The sequence below is a fragment of the Nocardioides thalensis genome, assembly GCF_013410655.1.
Classification (GTDB): Bacteria; Actinomycetota; Actinomycetes; order Propionibacteriales; family Nocardioidaceae; genus Nocardioides; species Nocardioides thalensis.
On the sequence record NZ_JACCFP010000001.1, the window covers coordinates 660,690 to 680,167 of the forward strand.

The following is a 19,478-nucleotide window of genomic DNA, read 5'->3' on the forward strand; positions in this document are numbered from 1 at the left end:
GCACCACGAGCAACACTGAAATCAACGCCGACCGCATCCAGCAGGGGGATCACGCCAGATGACCGAGACCGCCAACCCGACCGCAGCCGGCGCCAAGAGCGCGGGCAAGGGCCTGAAGATCGAGCGCATCTTCAGCACCGAGGGTGTTCACCCCTACGACGAGCTCACCTGGGAGCGGCGCGACGTCGTCCAGACCAACTGGAAGACCGGCGAGACCGTCTTCGAGCAGCGCGGCGTGGAGTTCCCCGACTTCTGGTCGGTCAACGCGTCGACCATCGTGACGACGAAGTACTTCCGCGGCGCCGTCGGCACCCCCGAGCGCGAGACCGGTCTCAAGCAGCTGATCGACCGGGTCGTCGGCAAGTACGTCGAGGCGGGCATCGCCAACGGCTACTTCGACACCGACGCCGACGCGGAGGTGTTCGAGCACGAGCTCACCTGGCTGCTTGCGCACCAGTACTTCTCGTTCAACTCGCCCGTTTGGTTCAACGTCGGCACCCAGTCGCCGCAGCAGGTCAGCGCCTGCTTCATCCTCTCGGTCGACGACTCGATGGACTCGATCCTCAACTGGTACAAGGAAGAGGGCTTCATCTTCAAGGGCGGCTCCGGCGCCGGCCTCAACCTCTCCCGCATCCGCTCCTCCAAGGAGCTCCTGTCCTCCGGCGGCACGGCGAGCGGCCCGGTCTCCTTCATGCGCGGCGCCGACGCGTCCGCGGGCACCATCAAGTCGGGCGGCGCCACGCGCCGCGCGGCCAAGATGGTCGTGCTGGACGTCGACCACCCCGACATCGAGGAGTTCGTCGAGACCAAGTGGCGCGAGGAGGACAAGATCCGCGCCCTCCGCGACGCCGGCTTCGACATGGACCTCGGCGGCAAGGACATCACCTCGGTCCAGTACCAGAACGCCAACAACTCCGTGCGCGTCACCGACGAGTTCATGCGCGCGGTCGAGGACGGCACCGAGTTCGGCCTCCGCGCCCGCAAGACCGGCGAGGTCATCGAGACCGTCGACGCCCGCACGCTGTTCCGCAAGATCAGCGAGGCCGCGTGGGCCTGCGCCGACCCGGGTCTTCAGTACGACGACACGATCAACGACTGGCACACCAACCCCGAGACCGGCCGGATCACGGCGTCCAACCCGTGCTCGGAGTACATGTCGCTCGACAACTCCTCGTGCAACCTGGCGTCGCTCAACCTGCTGAAGTTCCTCAAGGACGACGACACCTTCGACGCCGAGCTTTTCACCAAGGCCGTCGAGCTGATCATCACCGCGATGGACATCTCGATCTGCTTCGCCGACTTCCCGACCGAGCCGATCGGCGAGACCACCCGCGACTACCGCCAGCTCGGCATCGGCTACGCCAACCTCGGCGCGCTGCTGATGGCGATGGGCCTGGGCTACGACTCCGACGGCGGCCGCGCCATGGCCGCGACCATCACGTCGCTGATGACCGGTACGTCGTACCGCCGCTCGGCGGAGCTCGCCGCGATCGTCGGCCCCTACGCCGGCTACGCCCGCAACGCGGAGGCCCACAACCGGGTCATGCGCAAGCACCAGGCGGCCAATGACACCGTCCGTCCGCTCCACGTCGCCGACACCGAGGTCCACAAGGCCGCGACCAAGGAGTGGGCGCAGGTCGTCGAGCTCGGCAAGGTCAACGGCTTCCGTAACGCGCAGGCCTCCGTGCTCGCGCCCACCGGCACCATCGGCTTCATGATGGACTGCGACACCACCGGCATCGAGCCCGACTTCTCGCTCGTGAAGTTCAAGAAGCTCGTCGGCGGCGGCTCCATGCAGATCGTCAACCAGACGATCCCACGGGCGCTCAAGAAGCTCGGCTACGACGAGGAGAAGATCGAGGCGATCGTCGCCTACATCGCCGAGCACGGCCACGTCGTCGACGCCCCCGGCCTGAAGACCGAGCACTACGAGGTCTTCGACACCGCGATGGGTGAGCGGGCCCTCAAGCCGATGGGCCACGTGAAGATGATGGCCGCCTGCCAGCCGTTCCTCTCTGGGGCGATCTCGAAGACGGTCAACCTTCCGGAGACGGCCACGGTCGAGGAGATCGAGGACATCTACCTCCAGTCGTGGAAGCTCGGCCTCAAGGCGACCGCCGTCTACCGCGACAACTGCAAGGTCGGCCAGCCGCTCGCCGACGGCGGCGGCAAGGCCAAGAAGGACGCCGCCGACGCTGAGGCGGCCGAGGTCGTCGAGAAGGTCGTGGAGAAGGTCGTCTACGCCCCGACCCGCAAGCGCCTGCCGAAGGCCCGCCGCTCACTGACCACGTCGTTCACCGTCGGCGGCGCCGAGGGCTACATGACCTCGGGTGCCCACGAGGACGGCTCGCTCGGCGAGATCTTCCTCAAGCTCGGTAAGCAGGGCTCGACCCTGGCCGGTGTGATGGACGCCTTCTCGATCGCGGTGTCGATCGGCCTCCAGTACGGCGTGCCGCTCGAGACCTACGTCTCGAAGTTCACCAACCTGCGCTTTGAGCCGGCCGGCCTCACCGACGACCCCGACGTGCGGATGAGCCAGTCGATCATGGACTACATCTTCCGCCGCCTCGCCCTGGACTATCTGTCCTTCGAGGAGCGGTCGATGCTCGGCATCTACTCCGCCGAGGAGCGCCAGCGCCACCTCGAGACCGGCTCCTACGAGCCCATCGAGGAGACCGGCTCCGCCGCCGAGCTCGTCGAGAAGCCCACCGCATCGGCACCGGTGGTCGAGGCTGCCACGGTGGTCGAGGAGGCCGTTCACGGCCGTCACGAGACCTCCGACGCGGACGAGGACCCCCTCGCCGGCGCCCCCAAGGTCGAGCCCAAGGTCGCCCACACGTCGGCCGAGCTCCTCGAGCAGATCACCGGCCACGCCGTCGACAGCCCGCTCTGCATGACCTGCGGCACGAAGATGCGGCCCGCCGGCAGCTGCTATGTCTGCGAGGGCTGCGGCAGCACCAGCGGCTGCAGCTGATAGAGCGAAACAACGGGGAGGATCTCAGTCATCATGCGACTGAGATCCTCCCCGTTGTCGTGTTGCGGCAACGACGACCGCAGGGTCCATCCATCACCGCGCGGTTGCGGGCGGCGTACTCCTGCGCCCAGTAGAGGTCGCGGAGGTAGGCCTCCATCTGCGGGGTGCCGGACAGGAACACTGCCAGGTCGCGGTCGGGCAGGCCGAGGTTGTGCTCCAGACCCTTGGCCTCGTAGATGTGGCGCTCTGCGAGCTCCTTGCCTTCTCCGGACCTTCGGGCCGCCGGGCCAACTGTTGGTGGGCCTGCCCGCAGGCGAAACGGCTCTTCGTCGGACCGGACGAGTTTGCTGCCTGAGGCCGGGTCAGGTCTCCATCTGGACGACATGGCTGGGTCGCCCAGGCGAGCGCGGACAGATCGTGCGCGATGGCATCGCGTCTGGCGGACCTGCGAGTCGTGGAACCCCCTACCAACAGGTCGGCTAAACCCACCAACCACCGAGGCGATATTCGAGCGTGACTTCGACCTTGGCGCCGTCGCTGCTGGTTAGCACCACAACGACCGAGTCGACGGCGTGAGTTGAGCCGTCGGCGGCTGTCAATTGGTTCCCACTCACGAGCGGCACAGGGGGGAACTGGACGGTGGCCGGAGCGGATGGGGAGTCAACGCTGTTTGTCATGTTCTGGACTTCGGCAGGACCGACTTGAACCTTCATTAGTTTCGACATTTCCGTCCAATGGGCCAACGGCAGTAGTGCCCTTCTACGCCCGGACTGAGTGGACGGCGGTGTGCGGCCGCGCAGGGGGCGCGCACGGATGGACGTTCCATGTCACGGCGACTTCGACTGTCTCGTGATCGGCGACTACGAGGCGGACGTATTCAGTTTGTCCGCTGACCTTCAACTCATCGATAAGCCGGTCGATCGCGGTCAGGAACGTCGCGCGGTCGATGTATCCACCAACTGGGGTGACCGTGACCACGTCCGCTTGGACAGTGATGGTCGGCTCCGCGCCGTCGGGTTCGATCTCGAAGTAGACCTCGGGTCCCGTGGGGGTCTCCCACCAGTCCGCGCCATGCGAGAACCCTTGGACAGTATGCCCGTCACGCAGGCTGACGCGAACCTCGTCGTGCTCGCACGCGAATCGCAAGGGGAGCACTCGCCCATCGTCCGTTGGCAATCGCCAGCAGGAGCACTTCGACTTCGACAAATCCTCAGTCACGGGACACTCTCCGCGGGGCGTGGGTGCGACCAACCAAACATATATGTCCTGGTCTTCGAACTGACCGCAAAGCACCGTGTGTCGCACCATGTCGAGCACGCGTCGCGGTCACATCCGACTCTCGGCTGGCCGTACGGAGGGACTTGCCGCGAACGTCCGTGAGGCTCGTCATCTGGCTGGCCTCACGCAGGAAGGACTCGCGCTGGCATCCGGCCTGACCTCCGAGCATGTCCGGCGCATAGAGCGTGGCGTAGCGAATCCAACACTCGCGACGGTGTACGCCCTCGCCGACGCACTCGATCGGTCCGCCTGCTCTCTGCTCGTCGATTGAGGTCTTCTACGGATAGCCGGGTCCGATGGTGGCCTGCCTCGTGAGAGTCCGGTGCCCGGCTGGACTTGGCCATGACCGTGACTTAGATCCGTTCGAGTGGGTCCGCGGTAGTCCGCCTTCAGCGCTCACGACTCCACGGACCGAGCCCCCATGAGCCCGGCGAGCATGTCGAAGGCGGGGCAATCTGCACGGTGTTCGGCTGACGCGAGATTGGCGCTGAAGAGGAACCACGGGGACTTCGAGACAGGCACCTCGATTTGCCAGTTGCCGCATCCAGGACACACGAATTGGCTCGTGCAACCGGCTTCGGCGCAGCGCAAACCGTGGTCGATGCCATCACCCTCCGTGCGGGTGGCGCAGGAGGTGCCGTGTACCACGACGCGATCCATGAAGCCGACCACCCAGCCTGGCCGCTCGGGGGTATGACTAGATCCAAAGGGCGCGTGACACATTTCTGCTAACTCCAGTGAGTGGTGCTCGGATGTGGACCGTCCTGCGGTGTGCGCGCCCGCCTGCGTGGGCCCGTTCGGCGTGGAGACCTGCGCAGGGCCTCGCTCGCCAGTATTGCGGACCAGCGAGCCACCGGATGGTTCACAGGCCGAGTTGCCCTGCGACGGACCGGCGCACGATCTGTTCGCGGCGGTGGTGTCGAGCGAGTCCGTCGAACGCTTTGAGTCCTGTCAGATGGGCGACGCTGTGGAGCGGCACGTCCGCTCTAAATGCGGTGCGGATGGCGCCCCAGCGCAATGAACTGAACGAGTAATGATCACGTGTGAACCCGGCTGCTGCTGCGGCCCACTTCACTACGTCATTGATCCCCGATTGGCTCATCGGCTCGCCGCCCGGGTTCCCTTGTTGGAGGCGCGTGAACGCTGGCCGGTCGGGCTCTGCCAGGTCGGCCTGTTTCAGTACAGCGAACCATTCCTGCCACGCGAGTAAAGGGCAGCCCGGCATTCCAGGATCCTGTCGCAAGAGTGACGGGTACGAACGGCCTTCTACTCGGAGCACGAGCCCTTCAGGCACCACTTCGATGTCGCCGACAGCGAGATGCCGCGCTTCCTGGCTGGTGAGTGCGGCGCCATAGGCGAGGAGCAACAGTGCACGGGCACGCAATTGGCGCGGCGCTGTCGATGCTTGGCTAACGGCAGTGAAGACGTCCCCGGTACGGCGCAGGGTGACCAGGGCGGCGCGGAGTTTGCCTCGGCCGCTTTTGTGAAGTGTCGGGAAGACGCGGTCACTCGGGCGCCCTCCTTGTTCGTGCCACCGGTGCAGCGCGGCCACCGGGCACATAGGTCCACCAATCGATTCGATGGTGACTTGCTTGGATGTTTGAGGCTTGCCTCGCGAGCCGGGCGGAGAAGGACACTGAATGCTCACCGAGCCGCGGCGCAGGGTGACGTCGCGCCAGTGCAGGCGGATGAGTCCGGCGACACCACAACGCAACCGGTCCTGCAACAGGACAGCCGCAATCGCCGCCTGCTGCTCTGCGTCGGGCCGCATCACCGCGTCGATGACGGCATCCACGATCTCGCGGTACATCGGATCCGAGGCGGGCACTGTGTGCCCGAGAGGATCAGCCTTCGCGAGTCCGCGCATGAACGTCTGAACGTCTCGTGACTTCCGGAACGGTTCCTGTCCGCGCATCCTTTGGGCAAGATCGATGTAGGACAAGCGGCTATCGATCTGGCGGGTGGGGAGACGCTCGCCTTCGCGGAGAAACGTGAGATACAGAAGGATCCCGCTGGTATCAGCGGGAACCTGCATCACTGCGAGGAAGCGTTGCCACTCGGCAAGGAGGTTCTCCGCGCGGACGGCCCGCGCTTCGCTGACTCCGCGCTCGACGTGCGGGGTGGTCTCGGCCGTCACAGGCCGACCTTTCCGGCCGCTGAGCCCCTAAACGGGTCAGCACGTCGGATGTACTTAGCGAGCGACTCCAGTGTGACGTGGCGGCTCTGCGCGGCGATCTTCTCCAACGGAATCTCAAGATCCGCGGCGCTGGAGATGAATCCGGCCCGCAGCGATCGACCGCCCCAATGGCCCTGCAGTCCGGCGGCGCGTGCACGCCTTCGGATCATCACCGTCAACGCCTCTGGTGACAGGGGCTTTGTGCCGATTCGCCCCGCGCGAGTGACACCCGGGAAGACCGGCCACTCGGGGTCGATCCGACCCAGTTGCTGCTCAACTCGGTTGCTCCACTCGGCGAGCGCGGTCACTGGACATGTCAGTGGGTTGCGCCCGTACGGGATGCCGACTCTCGCACCACGGCCCATCTGATCTGTCTTTGATCGATTGAGGTGGATCACGAGGCCCTCGCCGTCACGCGGCGTGATGTCGTTCCAAGACAGGTCGGCAATCTCGCCTCGGCGGTGGGCTCCGGCGAATCCGACCAACAGCAGTGCCTTGTCTCGTAGATCGATCGTTCGACCTTGGGCCATGAGCCTCATGGCATCGGCATAGGACGCCTTGTGCCCATCGGCTGCCAGAGCGTCGAGACGGGTTGCGCGGATCCGATGAATCTCGCGGAGCCCAAGTCGCTTGTCCGTAGCCTGCTCGCCTACGACCGTTGTAAAGACGGGGCCGCTGTCGTCAACAGTTGGCGACAGTTCGCGCCATGCCGCCAATGCAGCCACTGGACAGGCGGCGCGGTCTTGGGGACGTCCGACAACCCGCACGACCACCGGCGTCACGCTTGTGCGCTCGACTGGCAGCAACGTCACGAGGACCTCCTCGGCCGCGAAGTGGACCTCCGACCAGTCCAGGGCCCTCATCCGGTTCACGATCCCGCCCGCTTCGAGGACACCTAGAACAGCCCGATCCCGGACCTCCCGCACATCACGCGAGCGCGCATCGATCGTCCTGACGACCTCACGCAACCCGTTGATCCTCAGGGCAGAGATCTGCTTCGGCCTCTCACGAGGCGTCACCTGCTTGCTTAACCCACGAAGAAACAACCGCATGGCGGGATCGGAGGTCGGAGATGAAAGCCCTGCCTCTTCGTGGATCCGCCTGACGGCGGCGGCCCATCCACGCAGCGTGTTGAGTGATGCGCCGTTCTCGCCGACCGCCGAGGCGAGGTAGAGCATCAGGACCTCAGCCGTGGCTGGCAAGGCAGTGAAGCCGTTCTCTCCGCACCACGCTTCAAACTTCGCCCACCGCCGTGCGTACGCGGCGCGCGTCTTCTCGGTCACGGCCTGGACATGGATTTGTGCAGTCCTCAGGAGCAGCGCGTCGAGGTCGTTCTCGGGTTGATGTGCTGACTCTGGACTTAGAAATGCCTGGACCCTTGCCGCGCGCATGCGCGACGCGAGGTCTACGGGCTCCTCGTCGGAACCGATCCCGGAAGTGTTGTCCAAGTGAAACTGCTCCACCAAGTCATCCGACACCTGGATCGCACCGCCAGCCCGCGGGAGTCATTCGCGTCGACGGCGTCAGATGCTGGCCCGAGCCCCCTGTCACTAGGGCTCGGGCCACTTGCCACACGGGCCACCTGCTTACGGTGCGCTGACGGTTTCCACTCGAACCGCTGCAACCCGGCTCTGGTCACCGGGCGAACCGGCTCGCCTTCCACGCCGCTCCGGGTCGCTCGGCGCAGTCGACTCTACCCACGTGGAGCCGTGGCGTCGAGAGCCGAATAGAACATTTATGTTCTCGTCTGTGGCATACGTGTTGACAACCCTCTGCATGTGCCACAAGTAAAGACTGGGACACACCAGCCGCTGCCTCCGCCCCTGGCCGAGACGCTCGCGGCGACCTTGCGCGCAAGGCGTGAGATGGCTCGCCTTACGCAGGAGGACGTCGCTGCGCGGGCAGGCATTTCCGTGCAGATGGTCCGTCGACTTGAGGCCGGAACCGCCAACCCCACGCTGGGGACGCTGCACGTCGTTGCGGCCGCCCTCAGTACGACGGTTGGATCGCTGCTTGCGGAAGCGGGCTTGTGACATGGCTTCCAAGCGGCCGCTCACCATCGGCGAGTACCCCGGTCAGCCGGTCGGCACCATGTACGACTCACGTCGTGAGGCCATGGAGAAGCACGTCCATACCCAATCGGGAAGAGGCATCGACGCCCGCATCGATCAACCCGGGGCAGGAGCCATTTGCCCCTCTGGTGGCTACGTCGACGACATCGACCACGGAGACTGGATCCTCTACACCGGCCAAGGGGGACGCGATCGCAAGACCGGCCGCCAGATCGCGAACCAGTCGCTCGACGACCGCGACAACGCGGCCCTGGTCTACTCCCACAATCACAACTGGCCCGTCCGCGTTCTTCGCGGCAACGGCGCAGACATCTACGCGCCCGCGACCGGCTACCGCTACGACGGCCTGTACTGGGTCGACGACTATTGGACCGAACCCGGTGCAGACGGTTTCACCGTGTGCCGCTTCCTCATGGTGCAACTAAGCCCAGAGGAAGCACTGGCCTGGGTCGACATGTCGGACTATCCAGGACAGGACCTGCCCACCGTCATGCGTTGGAGCCGCAAGCGGCCCGACCGACGCCAGCCGCCCACTGGCCGCGGCGATCGAGTTCGCCGTCTGCGCGATGACTCGCGCTCGCCACTTCCACCAGCCACACCGCCACGCGCCGAGGACGCCGATGGCACGTCCTCGCAGACCGGACAGGAAGGTTTGCCCGAAGGCAACGAGACTCCGGGGACCACCGTGTCGATGGTGTATCGCAAGCAGCGAGACTCCTCGGTGTCGAGGGCCGTTAAGGCCCTCTACGGCGACCGTTGCCAGGTGTGCCACATCCGGATCAGCCTCGCAGGCGGTCCCTACAGCGAGGGCGCTCACATTCGCCCGATCGGGGAACCGCATAACGGCGCCGACAAAGTCAACAACATGCTGTGTCTCTGCCCCAACCACCACGTCATGTTCGACCGCGGTGGCCTACACATCGCAAACAACCTATTCGTCTACGAACGGGACGGCAGTCCGGTAGGGCCTCTCAACGTCGACAGCCGAAAGCACCTGCTGAACCCAGCGAACCTCGCCTACCACCGCAGACTTCACGGGTTCTCTTGAGCCCAGGCGGATCACCCGGATCAGGAGCGGGTGAACCTGCTGGCGGGCGAGGAAGCGAGGTTCGCGGAACTCCCGACGGTGTGGCTGCATTCGGACGGATCTTCGGAGCCCTTGTCCCAGTTGTCGTGACCGTTCGTCTGACGCAGGAGACCCGGCTGCCTAAAGTGAGCGCGTGGCAGGGCGCGCCGACCATCTCGGTGGCGGCACGTCGGCCGACCGATAGACACGACTCAGGAGGCAGGCTCGGTGGCTTCTCGTGCCCCACGGCTCGAACTCGTATGGCCGGGCAAGGACCAGTTTCTACTAGTCCCGAAGGACTCCACCGGAAAGCCTGTCTGGGTTGAGCGCACCCATCCGGCTGCATCTGAGGTCCGGCTGACCGACGTCACCGGTTCCTTCGGAGAGGTTGACGAGGCGAATCCGTACGCCGGGAATCTGTTGTTCACCGGAGATAGCCTCGACATGCTGCGGGGGTTGTGCGAAGTTCCGGAATACCGGCGCGAATATCGCGGCAAGGTCCGACTCATCTATATCGACCCGCCTTTCAATACGGGGCAGACGTTCTCGCACTACGACGACTGGATGGAGCACTCCACGTGGTTGTCGTTCATGCGCGACCGGCTGCTGCTCGCCAAGGAACTCCTCACGACCGACGGGTCGATCTGGATCCACCTGGACGACGCCGAAGTGCATCGCATGCGGATGCTTATGGACGAGGTGTTCGGGGCCAGCAACTTCATCGCCACCGTTGTTTGGCAAAAGGTGTATAGCCCGAAAGCCTCGGCCCGGCACCTGTCGGTCGACCAGGACTACATCCTCATCTACGCCAACAACGCCGAGGCATGGCGACCCAACGACCTGCCCCGCACGGCCGGAATGGATGCTGCCTACACGAACCCGGACAACGATCCCCGCGGCCCATGGAAGGCCGGTGACCTCGTCGCCAACAAGCCCTACTCGCTGGGGCGGTACCCGATCACCACCCCATCGGGCCGTGTCGTCGACGGCCCGCCGCCGGGCCGGTACTGGCGGGTGTCGGAGGACCGGCTTCGTGAACTCGACGACGATAACCGCATCTGGTGGGGCAAGGACGGGGCCAACGTCCCAGCGCTGAAGAGATTCCTCACTGACGTGCGCGGGCGGGTGCCGCAAACGCTGTGGATGTTCGCCGAAGTCGGGCACTCCCAGACTGCCAAGGACGAAATTAAGCGGCTGTTCGCCGGACAGGAGCCGTTCTCCACACCCAAGCCCGAGCGCCTCCTCGAAAGGGTCATCTACTTGGGCTCTCAGCCGGGCGATGTCGTTCTCGACTGCTTCGGCGGCTCCGGAACGACGGCAGCCGTGGCACACAAGATGCGCCGCCGCTGGGTCACCAGCGAGATCCTTCCCGAGACTGTCGAGCGGTTCACCCGCCCCCGGTTGGAGATGGTCGTCAAGGGTGAGGACCAGGGTGGCATCTCTATGGATGTCGGCTGGACGGGCGGAGGAGGGTTCCGCTCCGTCAACGTCGCGCCCTCCATGTATGAGGTCACCCCGCATGGGGTGATGCTCGCCGAGTGGGCGACTAACGGACGTTTCGCCCGCGCGGTCGCCGGTCAACTCGGATTCGAATGGGCACCGGATGGCTTGTTCGCCGGTTCACGGGGTCGGATGCGGCTCGCCGTGTTCGACGGAGCCGTCGGCGAAGAGGAGGTCCGACATGTAGTGGGCCGGTTGTCCGGTAAGGAGAGGGTCACCATCGTCGCCCAGGTGGTCCTGCCCGGTGCAGAAGAACTCCTGGCCCAACTGTCGAGGGGATCCCGCATCAAGAAGGCGCCGCGCGACTTGCTGACCGAAGCAACGAAACGGTTCAAGCGTCGATTGTCCGAAGGAGGAGCGAAGTGACGGTCGAGTACGACGAGGCGCTCGTCGAAGGGATCTCGCACACGCTGAACCTTCGCCTCCCCAACGAGGAGGCCCTCGACGCGCTCGCCCGTGCCCTCGACGAATCCGACCACGGTGCGGAGTTCATTGCCGACCTCGCCACGGGTGTCGGCAAGACCTACATCGCCGGTGGACTGTTGGACTACCTGTACATGTCCGGTGTTCGCAACGTCGTCATCGTGACGCCCGGCTCCACGATCCAACGCAAGACAGTGGACAACCTGACGCCAGGGCATCGAAAGTACCTGCGCGGCCTCCAGTGCAACCCGCTTGTCATCACCCTCGATTCGCTTGAACGAGGAGAGGTCGGAGCCGCACTCGAAGACGACAACCGGTTCAAGGTCTTCGTCTTCACCGTCCAGTCCCTGCTGCGCCCCAACACCAACGACGCACGCCGCGCCCACCGAGCGCACGAGACCCTCGGACAGGCGCTATACGACTACCTCACCGCTGCCGACGACCTCGTTGTCATCGCCGACGAGCACCACGTCTACTACTCCGGCAACGCCAAGAAGTTCCAGTCCGCTATCGACGACATGGAGCCGATGGCGCTCGTCGGACTGACCGCCACCCCTGACCCCAAGACCCTCAACAAGCGCGTCTTCCACTACCCGCTCGCGCACGCCATCGCCGACGGGTACGTCAAGATCCCGGTCCTCGTTTCCCGTGCCGACGGCATCAAGGACAAGCGCACCCAGATGGCGGACGGGCTCACCCTTCTCGACGCCAAGCGCGAGGCCATGCGTTCTTACTGTCGGGCTACCAAGAAGCCCTACAGCGAACCCGTGATGTTCCTGGTCACGTCGACCATCGACGAAGCCAATGAGTACGCCGACCTCCTGGCAGGGCCCGACATGCTCGGCGACCGGGACCAGATCCTCGTCGTCACCAGCGAGGAGCCCGACGAGACGCTCCGGCTCCTCGACACCCTTGAGAACCCCGACTCCAAGATCCGCGTCGTCGTCTCCGTGTCGATGCTCAAAGAAGGCTGGGACGTCAAGAACATCTACGTCGTCTCCTCCGTCCGGTCCCTCGAATCGTCGCTCCTGACCGAGCAGATCCTCGGACGCGGCCTCCGGCTCCCGTTCGGCGAACGTACCGGCAATCCCATGCTCGACACCGTCGAAGTGCTGTCCCACGACTCCTTCGCGACCCTCCTGCGGCAAGCCAAGGTGCTCCTTGAGGAGACCCTCGGCGAACGTGCCCAGCAGGCAAGGGCCGTCGTGAACCCAACCAAGGGCCGTCACGCGACGGGCACCTCGGTGGCAACCACCGATGAACTGCCCCTCACGTTCGAGACCGTCGACAACGAACCGGTCTCCGAGGTCGAGATCCGGCTCCCCGGTCCCGCAGCGACCGACCCTGACCAGTTCGCGCTCTTCGAAGCAGACGAGCCCACAGACGCCCTTCCCTCGACGCACACCGGGATCACCCTGTCCACCCTCGACGCGAGAGTCGCTACTGCCGAATCAGCGAACGCGATCCTCGCCCGCACGCTGAACCCGCGTACGCCCTCCGGTGTCGGATCGCCCCTGTTCATCCCGCAGGTCGTCACCTCCTGGCAGCGCGACCCGTTCTCCCTGACCCAGGTGCCGCTCAACGCCGTCGAGGCCCTTGGCATGCAGTTCTCCCACGACAACGCACCTACCCTCACTCGCAAGGCTCTCGACGCCGAACGTGACGAATCAGGAGCGGCGCACGTCGTCATCCACGACGCGGACGGTGCCGTCGTCGCCACCCAGGACCGGATCCCGTTAGGCACCATCGAGTCCGACCTCGTAGGGCGGCTGATGCAGTCCAACGCCGTCGCCTCCACCGTCGCCGAGATGAACGCCGCTACAGCCGTCGCACAGGCGTTCCTGCGGGGGGCGAATGTCACCGAGCAGACCCCTTGGCGCGCCGAACACGGCAGGCTCGCCACCGCGCGACTGGTCGAATGGATCAGCAGCCAACAGACCTCTAGCCCCGCCCGCGAGGTCCGCAAGGTTGACCTCGTGCGCTGGCCCGATCCGCCCACCAGAACCGAGACGCGCCCGCCCGCTGACCGGCACATCGTCACCGTCCGAGCCGACTTCGAACGGCACTACCCGTACACGGGCTGGGAGAAGTCCGTCTACGAGATCAGCTCCTTCGACGCATACTCCACCGAGTTCCTCCTCGCCACGACGTTTGAGAAGGACCCAGCGGTCAAGGCGTGGATCCGCATCGACGAGTCGGTGCCGCTCCGTGTCACCTACCTCATGGGTGCTATCCAGAAGGTCTACGAGCCCGACTTCATCGTCATCGACGACCAGAACACCCACTGGGTCATCGAGGGCAAGGCCGACTCAGAGATGACGTCGACCACCGTGATCGCCAAGCGAGACGCAGCAGCCGAATGGGTCCGCACCGTCAACGGCGACCCCGCCGTCCACCAACGCTGGGCCTACCTCCTCGCCTCCGAATCCGTCATCGCCGCCGCCGGATCCTGGGCAGGGCTCAAGAATGGCGGGCAGGCATTCCAGTGAACCCAAACGGAACGCCTGATCGATACATCCGCATGCACGGGTTGGGCATTGGCGGCTACCGATCGATGCCCGATCTTCGGTGGTTCAGCCCGCTCGGCAAGGTGACGCTGTTGGCGGGACAGAACAATGTGGGCAAGTCGAACGTCATCCGATTTCTCGAACGCTACATGCGTTCGCAGTCGCCTCGCCGTGGCTGGGAGGACGAACCTCGTGCGGGCGGGGAGCCGCTGAAGGTGGCCATCGGGTACCGGCTCGACCAAGACTCCTACGAGGGCTGGGTCGGACAGGCCAAGAATCGGACCGACGCGTTTCTGTCCCTCGCGCCGTTCCATCCTCTCGTCAATGGCGATCTCTTCTGGGTCGTTCGCAGCCAGGGCGATCGACAGCAGACGTTCAGGGGCGACCAACCTGTCACGGCCCCGTGGCAAGTTGACCCCGAATGGATGGCTTCCTTCGACGAAGCCGCCACCGGCAAGGTCAACCTCACCAATCTCAGGCAGGGTCTCTTCTCAACCTCTGGAGGGAGTCCGGCGGACAACATCAAGGCGATTGTCGATCACCTCTTCCCATTCGAGCCGCCACCGGTACAAATCATTCACGCGTTCCGGCAGGTCACGTCCGGTTCGGACGAGAGTGACTACAGCGGACGCAACCTCATCGAGACGCTGGCCGACCACCAGAACCCAGACGTGCGGGAACGATCGAAGGAAGAGAAGTTCCGCCAGATCAATCGATTCCTCCAGACGGTCCTAGAAGACCCCACAGTCCGGATCGAGGTCCCGTCACGACGTGACTACATCATGGTGCACCAAGACGGCATGGTCCTGCCGCTCGGCGACCTCGGTACCGGCATCCACCAGGCCGTCATCATGGCTGCCGCCGCCACCCTGATCGACAACTCGCTTGTTTGCATCGAGGAACCCGAGGTGAACCTCCACCCCCTGCTGCAGCGGAAGTTCGTGCGTTACCTGACGGAGAACACAACGAACCAGTACATCATCGCGACGCACTCGGCCCACATGCTCGACTACGAGCGTGCCAGCGTCATCCATGTCCGCAAGGACACGTCCGGGAGCGTCCCTGCCCCAGCGACCACGACCCACCAGTTCGCCGACATCTGTGCCGACCTTGGATACCGGCCCTCCGACATCATGCAGGCTAACGCCATCGTCTGGGTTGAGGGGCCGTCCGATCGGACCTACATCAACCATTGGCTGCGGCTCTACGCCCCCGACACGCTGTTCGTGGAGGGAATCCACTACTCGATCATGTTCTACGGGGGCAGCAACCGCAGCCATCTCACCGGACACGACCCTCTGGATGACGAAACCGTCAACGACCTCATCTCGCTTCGACGCCTCAACCGGCACTCGATGATCGTGATCGACAGCGACAAGACCCGGCCGAAGGGCGACAAACTCGATGCCAACAAGGTTCGAGTCCGTGACGAGTTTGACGCCCCAGATCGGCCTGGGCACGCGTGGGTCACCGCATGCCGAACCATCGAGAACTACGTCCCTGCCGACCTTCTCACGGAGGCCGTCGCTGCCGCACACCCGCACGCGCGGTACCGGCCTCCAGCAACGAAGTGGGACGACCCCCTAGATGCGCGCCGTAAGACGGACAGCAGGCGAGCCACCATCGACAAAGTCAAGGTGGCACACAGGGTCATCGAACGGTGGACAGATGAAACGCCGCTTCCCGACGATCTACGTCGCGAGATTCGCCGCCTCCACGAGTTCATCTCCCAGGCGAACCCCAGCGCGTACACCGCCGAGTCCTCCGAGGGCGCGTAACCGCGACAGCAGATGAGGGACGCTGGCCGGGTTGCCCGGCGGGGTTCAAACACACGCGATGCCGTTCGACGACGGCGGATCATCCAAGGAATGCGTGCGGATACTCCGTGACAGGAACCTCGTGCGCCACACGCACCACTCGACCCCTTGGGCTCATGACGGAGGTCACTGGGCCCTCCGAGCCGAGAGGATGCGCGTTGACGTCCACCTGTGGATCCTCCATCTCTACCTCGTAGACGTACAGGGTGTCTCCGCCGTGGCGGATGCCCCGACGGTAGGCCCAATCGAGCGCTTCATCTAACGAGACCGTCGCGAAGCACATGCGACGGTCGTCCTCCTCGCCCGGCATCGTGCTGACGACGTCCGTGAGCAGGTGGTCTCCCTGCTCGTACCGCTTGCGACTGCCGTGGAGGTACGGACCAGCGGGCACGTCATCACGAGCCCAAGCGCGGTCTGGTTCTAGATGCACGGCCACATTGTGCAGGTGAATCACCGACGCAACCTCGAAACGAGGAAGCCGCCGAAGAGGACCACGCGTCACTGCTTCCGACCGAGTGCCACGCCTGCGCTCGCCCGTCGACTAGGGAGGCCCGACAGGTCGAACTGGCTCACAAGTGTCGGTCCCGGAGCCGATACTCCGTGCATGTCGGCTTTCCACGACCGTTCCGCGATGAGGGAGTTCCTCGATCGCGAGAAGGCGCAGGTCTGGGCGGTTGACCGCGCGAGCCGAGAGCCCCGGTACATCGACGTCGGGCTGGCTGACGCCCTACGGGAGACCGCGCGGAGCGAGTGGCGCTGTCCGTTCCCGGGGTGCGACTCAGTGATCTCGACGCGGGGTGGATCGAAGCGCGACCACTTCTGGCACCCGAACGGCACGCCACACGTCTCTGACGGAGAGAGCGAGGCGCACCTCGGTGCGAAGGCCATGCTCGCCGCCTGGGCTGCGCTGCAAGCGCCCGGCGGCGCTGCCGTCGAAGAGGAGATGGTCTCACTCAAGGAACCCTCGACCGCCCTGTACCGGCGCGCCGACGTGATGGTGACCTGGCCCGACAGGGCGAAGACGGCGTTCGAGGTCGAGTACAAGAACTTTCTGGTCGCCGACTGGGAGCGCAAGCAGGCCGACTACGACCGCGAGAAGGTCGCGTGCGTGTGGCTGCTCGGGCACACCCGGTTACGTCACCGCGAGACGTTCACGAGCGACGAGGGAGTGGAGATCGCGGCGGTCCGGCTGTCTCCGCTGGCTGGCGCTTGGGCGGACGCCGGACGCTACGTCCTGGTGGTCAACCCGGTGACCCGGCAGATCGGCACGATCGCAGGCGACCGCGCATTCACCTGCCGCCCAAATGACTGGCACGACGATGTGTGGCTTCGTCTCGACGCTCTCGATGACTGCGACCTCGACCATCGACTCGGCATTGTCACGCCCGCGATGAGGCTGATCCTCGCTGCCGAGGCGGAGCAGGTAAGGCTGGCTAACGAGGAACGCCGCCGCGCAGTCGAGCGCGCGGAGGCACAACGGCTACGCGATGGGGAGGCGGCGCGTCTCCACGAGGAGTACGCCCGCCAAGCGGCTGAACGAGGATTGGTGAGCCAGTCCTTCACGCCCGCCGACCGTGACCAGTACCGGCTGCGGAAGCGACGCGAGCGTGCCGAGGCGTGGACCAAGGATCCGTTCCGGCAACGGTGCCTCGACCGTTGGGGCCGCGTCCCCGGCTTCCTCGCTGAGGAACTGGACGGCGACCACGGGGTCTGGGCCAGCCACGAACGCTGGCACTGCCTCGTGTTCGCCCACTTCGTCGACTCAAAGCCGATCGGATCGACCTTCAAGGTCCGCGAGGTCTACCAGATGCTCGCCCGCGCACAGATCGAACTGCACCACCAGGGCAGGTTCCGTGCCGCAGCGATCCAAGGATTCATCGCCCATCTCGAATACCACGGTTACGTGGACATCGGTGCCGAGGTCACCGATCACATGTACGGCGACATCACCGTGCTCGCAACGACACGTCAACCACCAACAATCAGCCCTCGACAGCGCGAGACTGCGTCGGCACGAGAGAAGGAACAGCGACGTCAGGAGCAAGCCCGCGTCGAAGCACGTCGCGCACGGGAGCGGCGTGCAGCCGCCGATGCCGCAGAACGGGAACGCATCGCTCAGCGAGAAGCCGCCGACAAGGCAGCCGCCGAGCGCGAACGCCGGTGGCACCTGTCTGCCGACTACGACGCACTTCGGGTGCTCTTCGGGAAGGACATCCCCGCCGCCATCACCTGGCCGGGCGGACTTCACGCCAACGAGGTCGACGCATACCGAGCCCAATGGCGGATGCACGTCTACATGACCCACATCTATCGGATGCCCAGCGGCAGCAGATTCACGCTCAGCGACGTCGTCGAGACACTCGCTCGCCACGGAGTCCATGCCATCCCCGCGCACACCCCCGCCGAAGCGGTCCGCGAGTACGTCGCGAACCTGATGTCTCGCGGGTACCTCGAACGCGTGGCCGACGACATCGTGAAAGGCGAGAACCCCGTCTTCACCGTCATCGAGGACCACGCGCGCCAAGAGACACGGCTTCGTCTCCCGGCGCCCCGGTCAGCGCCTCCAGAATCGCCCGGGCAAACAGCCCCCCTGTTCTAACTCGGCTCATCGCACCTAGGCCGATACGGTGCCTCCGCGCCATCACAGTCGACCGTCGATGCAGGCACGGCGCTCTTCCTCAATCAAGTAGACCAGCGTTTGGTGCTCCCAGACGTCCCAGAGCCGGTCGTCTCTCGACGGACTCAACTCCCAGATGTTCTCGGCGGTGTCCCGCACATCGTTGTCCCGGCGTGAGAGGTACCGAACCGTGTCACACCCCAGTTCGGTCGGTACATCCCCGACGCCCACCAGTGCAGACTGGAACGCCAGTTCGATCTCGAACTCGGTGGCGGTCCGTGCCCGGTAGGAGTCCGCTGGCGACACCGCGTAGCCCTCCCGCTGCAACTCCTGCAGGTGGTAGACGTCCCGTGTTGGGAACTCTGCCGCGTCCTCCACGTCCGGATCCTCCACAGGTTCGGACAGGTTCAGTCGGTTCTCCGGGCAGAACCAGCGGGCGGCCTCGCCCACCGCGAACCGCATGAGCCGCGTCTGGTCAGCAGGCAACAACGGCTCGTAGGGCACCTTCAGGAGGTCCGCCAACAAGGCAGCGCTCTTCACGTTCTCGCTTGCGTTCTGTTGGAACTCGGTCCATGTCCATCGCGGAGCGACCACTGAGCACCATCCCACCGGGACCGACGGCAACGCGTACGCCAGACGGTCAGCCACACGTGGCGCCTCGTGGCGGACTCGCAGCAGGTAGGCCGCGATGTCGCGCCGCAGCACCCTCTCGTACTCCTCGTCTGTGTACTCATCCGAGCCGGGGGAAGGCCAATACCCCTCGGGAAGACCGTCCACCTCATCAGGCTCCAGCAGTTCGTCGTCTGCCCCGTCCTCCAGCAACTCTCCCCAGGGAGTCGTCGGTGTGGGCGTCTCCGTCAGAGTCGGCGACGGTGACGATGAAGAGGACGTCGGAGCGGCGGAACTCGTGTCAGCAGTGGATGGTTCCGGGCTGTTCGATGTCGCACCCGTAGGCGCACTGTCGTCGTCGGAGAACAGCGACCCGGCCCCCATGACAACAGCCATCGCCACCGCAGCGATCGCCATCAGGACTCCGAACTGCTTCACG

General features: G+C 65.1%; 14 protein-coding genes. 8 read left to right on the plus strand and 6 right to left on the minus strand.

Features of this window, described 5'->3' with window-relative positions; translation table 11 throughout:
- Window positions 1-58: 58 nt before the first annotated feature.
- Window positions 59-2,974, plus strand: a complete 2,916-nt coding sequence (locus HNR19_RS03240; protein ID WP_179666578.1) for a vitamin B12-dependent ribonucleotide reductase — start codon at window positions 59-61, stop codon at window positions 2,972-2,974.
- A gap of 31 nt (window positions 2,975-3,005) precedes the next feature.
- On the opposite strand, the gene HNR19_RS23685 is transcribed toward HNR19_RS03240, so the two are convergent.
- Window positions 3,006-3,359, minus strand: coding sequence for an RtcB family protein (locus HNR19_RS23685; protein ID WP_218910134.1), 354 nt, complete (start codon window positions 3,357-3,359; stop codon window positions 3,006-3,008).
- A gap of 374 nt (window positions 3,360-3,733) precedes the next feature.
- Complete coding sequence (locus HNR19_RS03250; RefSeq protein WP_179666580.1) at window positions 3,734-4,129, minus strand: hypothetical protein; 396 nt, start codon at window positions 4,127-4,129, stop codon at window positions 3,734-3,736.
- Between the two features lie 151 nt (window positions 4,130-4,280).
- Between HNR19_RS03250 and HNR19_RS23690 the strand changes: the two genes are divergently transcribed.
- On the plus strand, window positions 4,281-4,523 hold the full coding sequence (locus HNR19_RS23690; RefSeq protein WP_179666581.1) for a helix-turn-helix transcriptional regulator: 243 nt from the start codon (window positions 4,281-4,283) through the stop codon (window positions 4,521-4,523).
- 591 nt (window positions 4,524-5,114) lie between these two features.
- On the opposite strand, the gene HNR19_RS03260 is transcribed toward HNR19_RS23690, so the two are convergent.
- Together HNR19_RS03260 and HNR19_RS23390 are read right to left on the minus strand one after the other, a co-directional pair.
- Window positions 5,115-6,389, minus strand: coding sequence for a site-specific integrase (locus HNR19_RS03260; protein WP_179666582.1), 1,275 nt, complete (start codon window positions 6,387-6,389; stop codon window positions 5,115-5,117).
- On the minus strand, window positions 6,386-7,891 hold the full coding sequence (locus HNR19_RS23390; RefSeq protein ID WP_179666583.1) for a tyrosine-type recombinase/integrase: 1,506 nt from the start codon (window positions 7,889-7,891) through the stop codon (window positions 6,386-6,388). The genes HNR19_RS03260 and HNR19_RS23390 overlap by 4 nt, the downstream gene beginning before the upstream one ends.
- Window positions 7,892-8,206: 315 nt before the next feature.
- Here HNR19_RS23390 and HNR19_RS23695 point away from each other — a divergent pair, with 315 nt between their 5' ends.
- The 5 genes from HNR19_RS23695 to HNR19_RS03290 all read left to right on the plus strand — a co-directional run bounded on the left by HNR19_RS23695 (window position 8,207) and on the right by HNR19_RS03290 (window position 15,774).
- Window positions 8,207-8,461, plus strand: a complete 255-nt coding sequence (locus HNR19_RS23695; RefSeq protein ID WP_425490632.1) for a helix-turn-helix domain-containing protein — start codon at window positions 8,207-8,209, stop codon at window positions 8,459-8,461.
- A 1-nt stretch (window position 8,462) separates the two neighbouring features.
- On the plus strand, window positions 8,463-9,548 hold the full coding sequence (locus tag HNR19_RS03275; protein WP_179666585.1) for a YDG/SRA domain-containing protein: 1,086 nt from the start codon (window positions 8,463-8,465) through the stop codon (window positions 9,546-9,548).
- A 246-nt stretch (window positions 9,549-9,794) separates the two neighbouring features.
- Window positions 9,795-11,432: a DNA methyltransferase gene (locus HNR19_RS03280; protein ID WP_218910135.1), complete on the plus strand. Its 1,638-nt coding sequence runs from the start codon at window positions 9,795-9,797 to the stop codon at window positions 11,430-11,432.
- Window positions 11,429-13,978 carry a DEAD/DEAH box helicase family protein gene (locus tag HNR19_RS03285; protein WP_179666586.1) on the plus strand — a complete coding sequence of 850 codons (2,550 nt, stop codon included), beginning with the start codon at window positions 11,429-11,431 and terminating at the stop codon, window positions 13,976-13,978. Before HNR19_RS03280 ends, HNR19_RS03285 begins: the two co-directional genes overlap by 4 nt.
- 32 nt (window positions 13,979-14,010) lie before the next feature.
- The gene (locus HNR19_RS03290) at window positions 14,011-15,774 is read left to right on the plus strand and encodes an AAA family ATPase (RefSeq protein ID WP_179666587.1); all 1,764 of its coding nucleotides are present in this window, start codon (window positions 14,011-14,013) and stop codon (window positions 15,772-15,774) included.
- Between the two features lie 79 nt (window positions 15,775-15,853).
- Here HNR19_RS03290 and HNR19_RS03295 read toward each other — a convergent pair whose 3' ends face one another.
- Window positions 15,854-16,267: a hypothetical protein gene (locus tag HNR19_RS03295; protein WP_179666588.1), complete on the minus strand. Its 414-nt coding sequence runs from the start codon at window positions 16,265-16,267 to the stop codon at window positions 15,854-15,856.
- Between the two features lie 177 nt (window positions 16,268-16,444).
- Between HNR19_RS03295 and HNR19_RS03300 the strand changes: the two genes are divergently transcribed.
- Window positions 16,445-18,412, plus strand: coding sequence for a competence protein CoiA family protein (locus tag HNR19_RS03300; RefSeq protein WP_179666590.1), 1,968 nt, complete (start codon window positions 16,445-16,447; stop codon window positions 18,410-18,412).
- 42 nt (window positions 18,413-18,454) lie between these two features.
- On the opposite strand, the gene HNR19_RS03305 is transcribed toward HNR19_RS03300, so the two are convergent.
- Window positions 18,455-19,477 carry a hypothetical protein gene (locus HNR19_RS03305; protein ID WP_179666592.1) on the minus strand — a complete coding sequence of 341 codons (1,023 nt, stop codon included), beginning with the start codon at window positions 19,475-19,477 and terminating at the stop codon, window positions 18,455-18,457.
- Window position 19,478 lies beyond the last annotated feature (1 nt).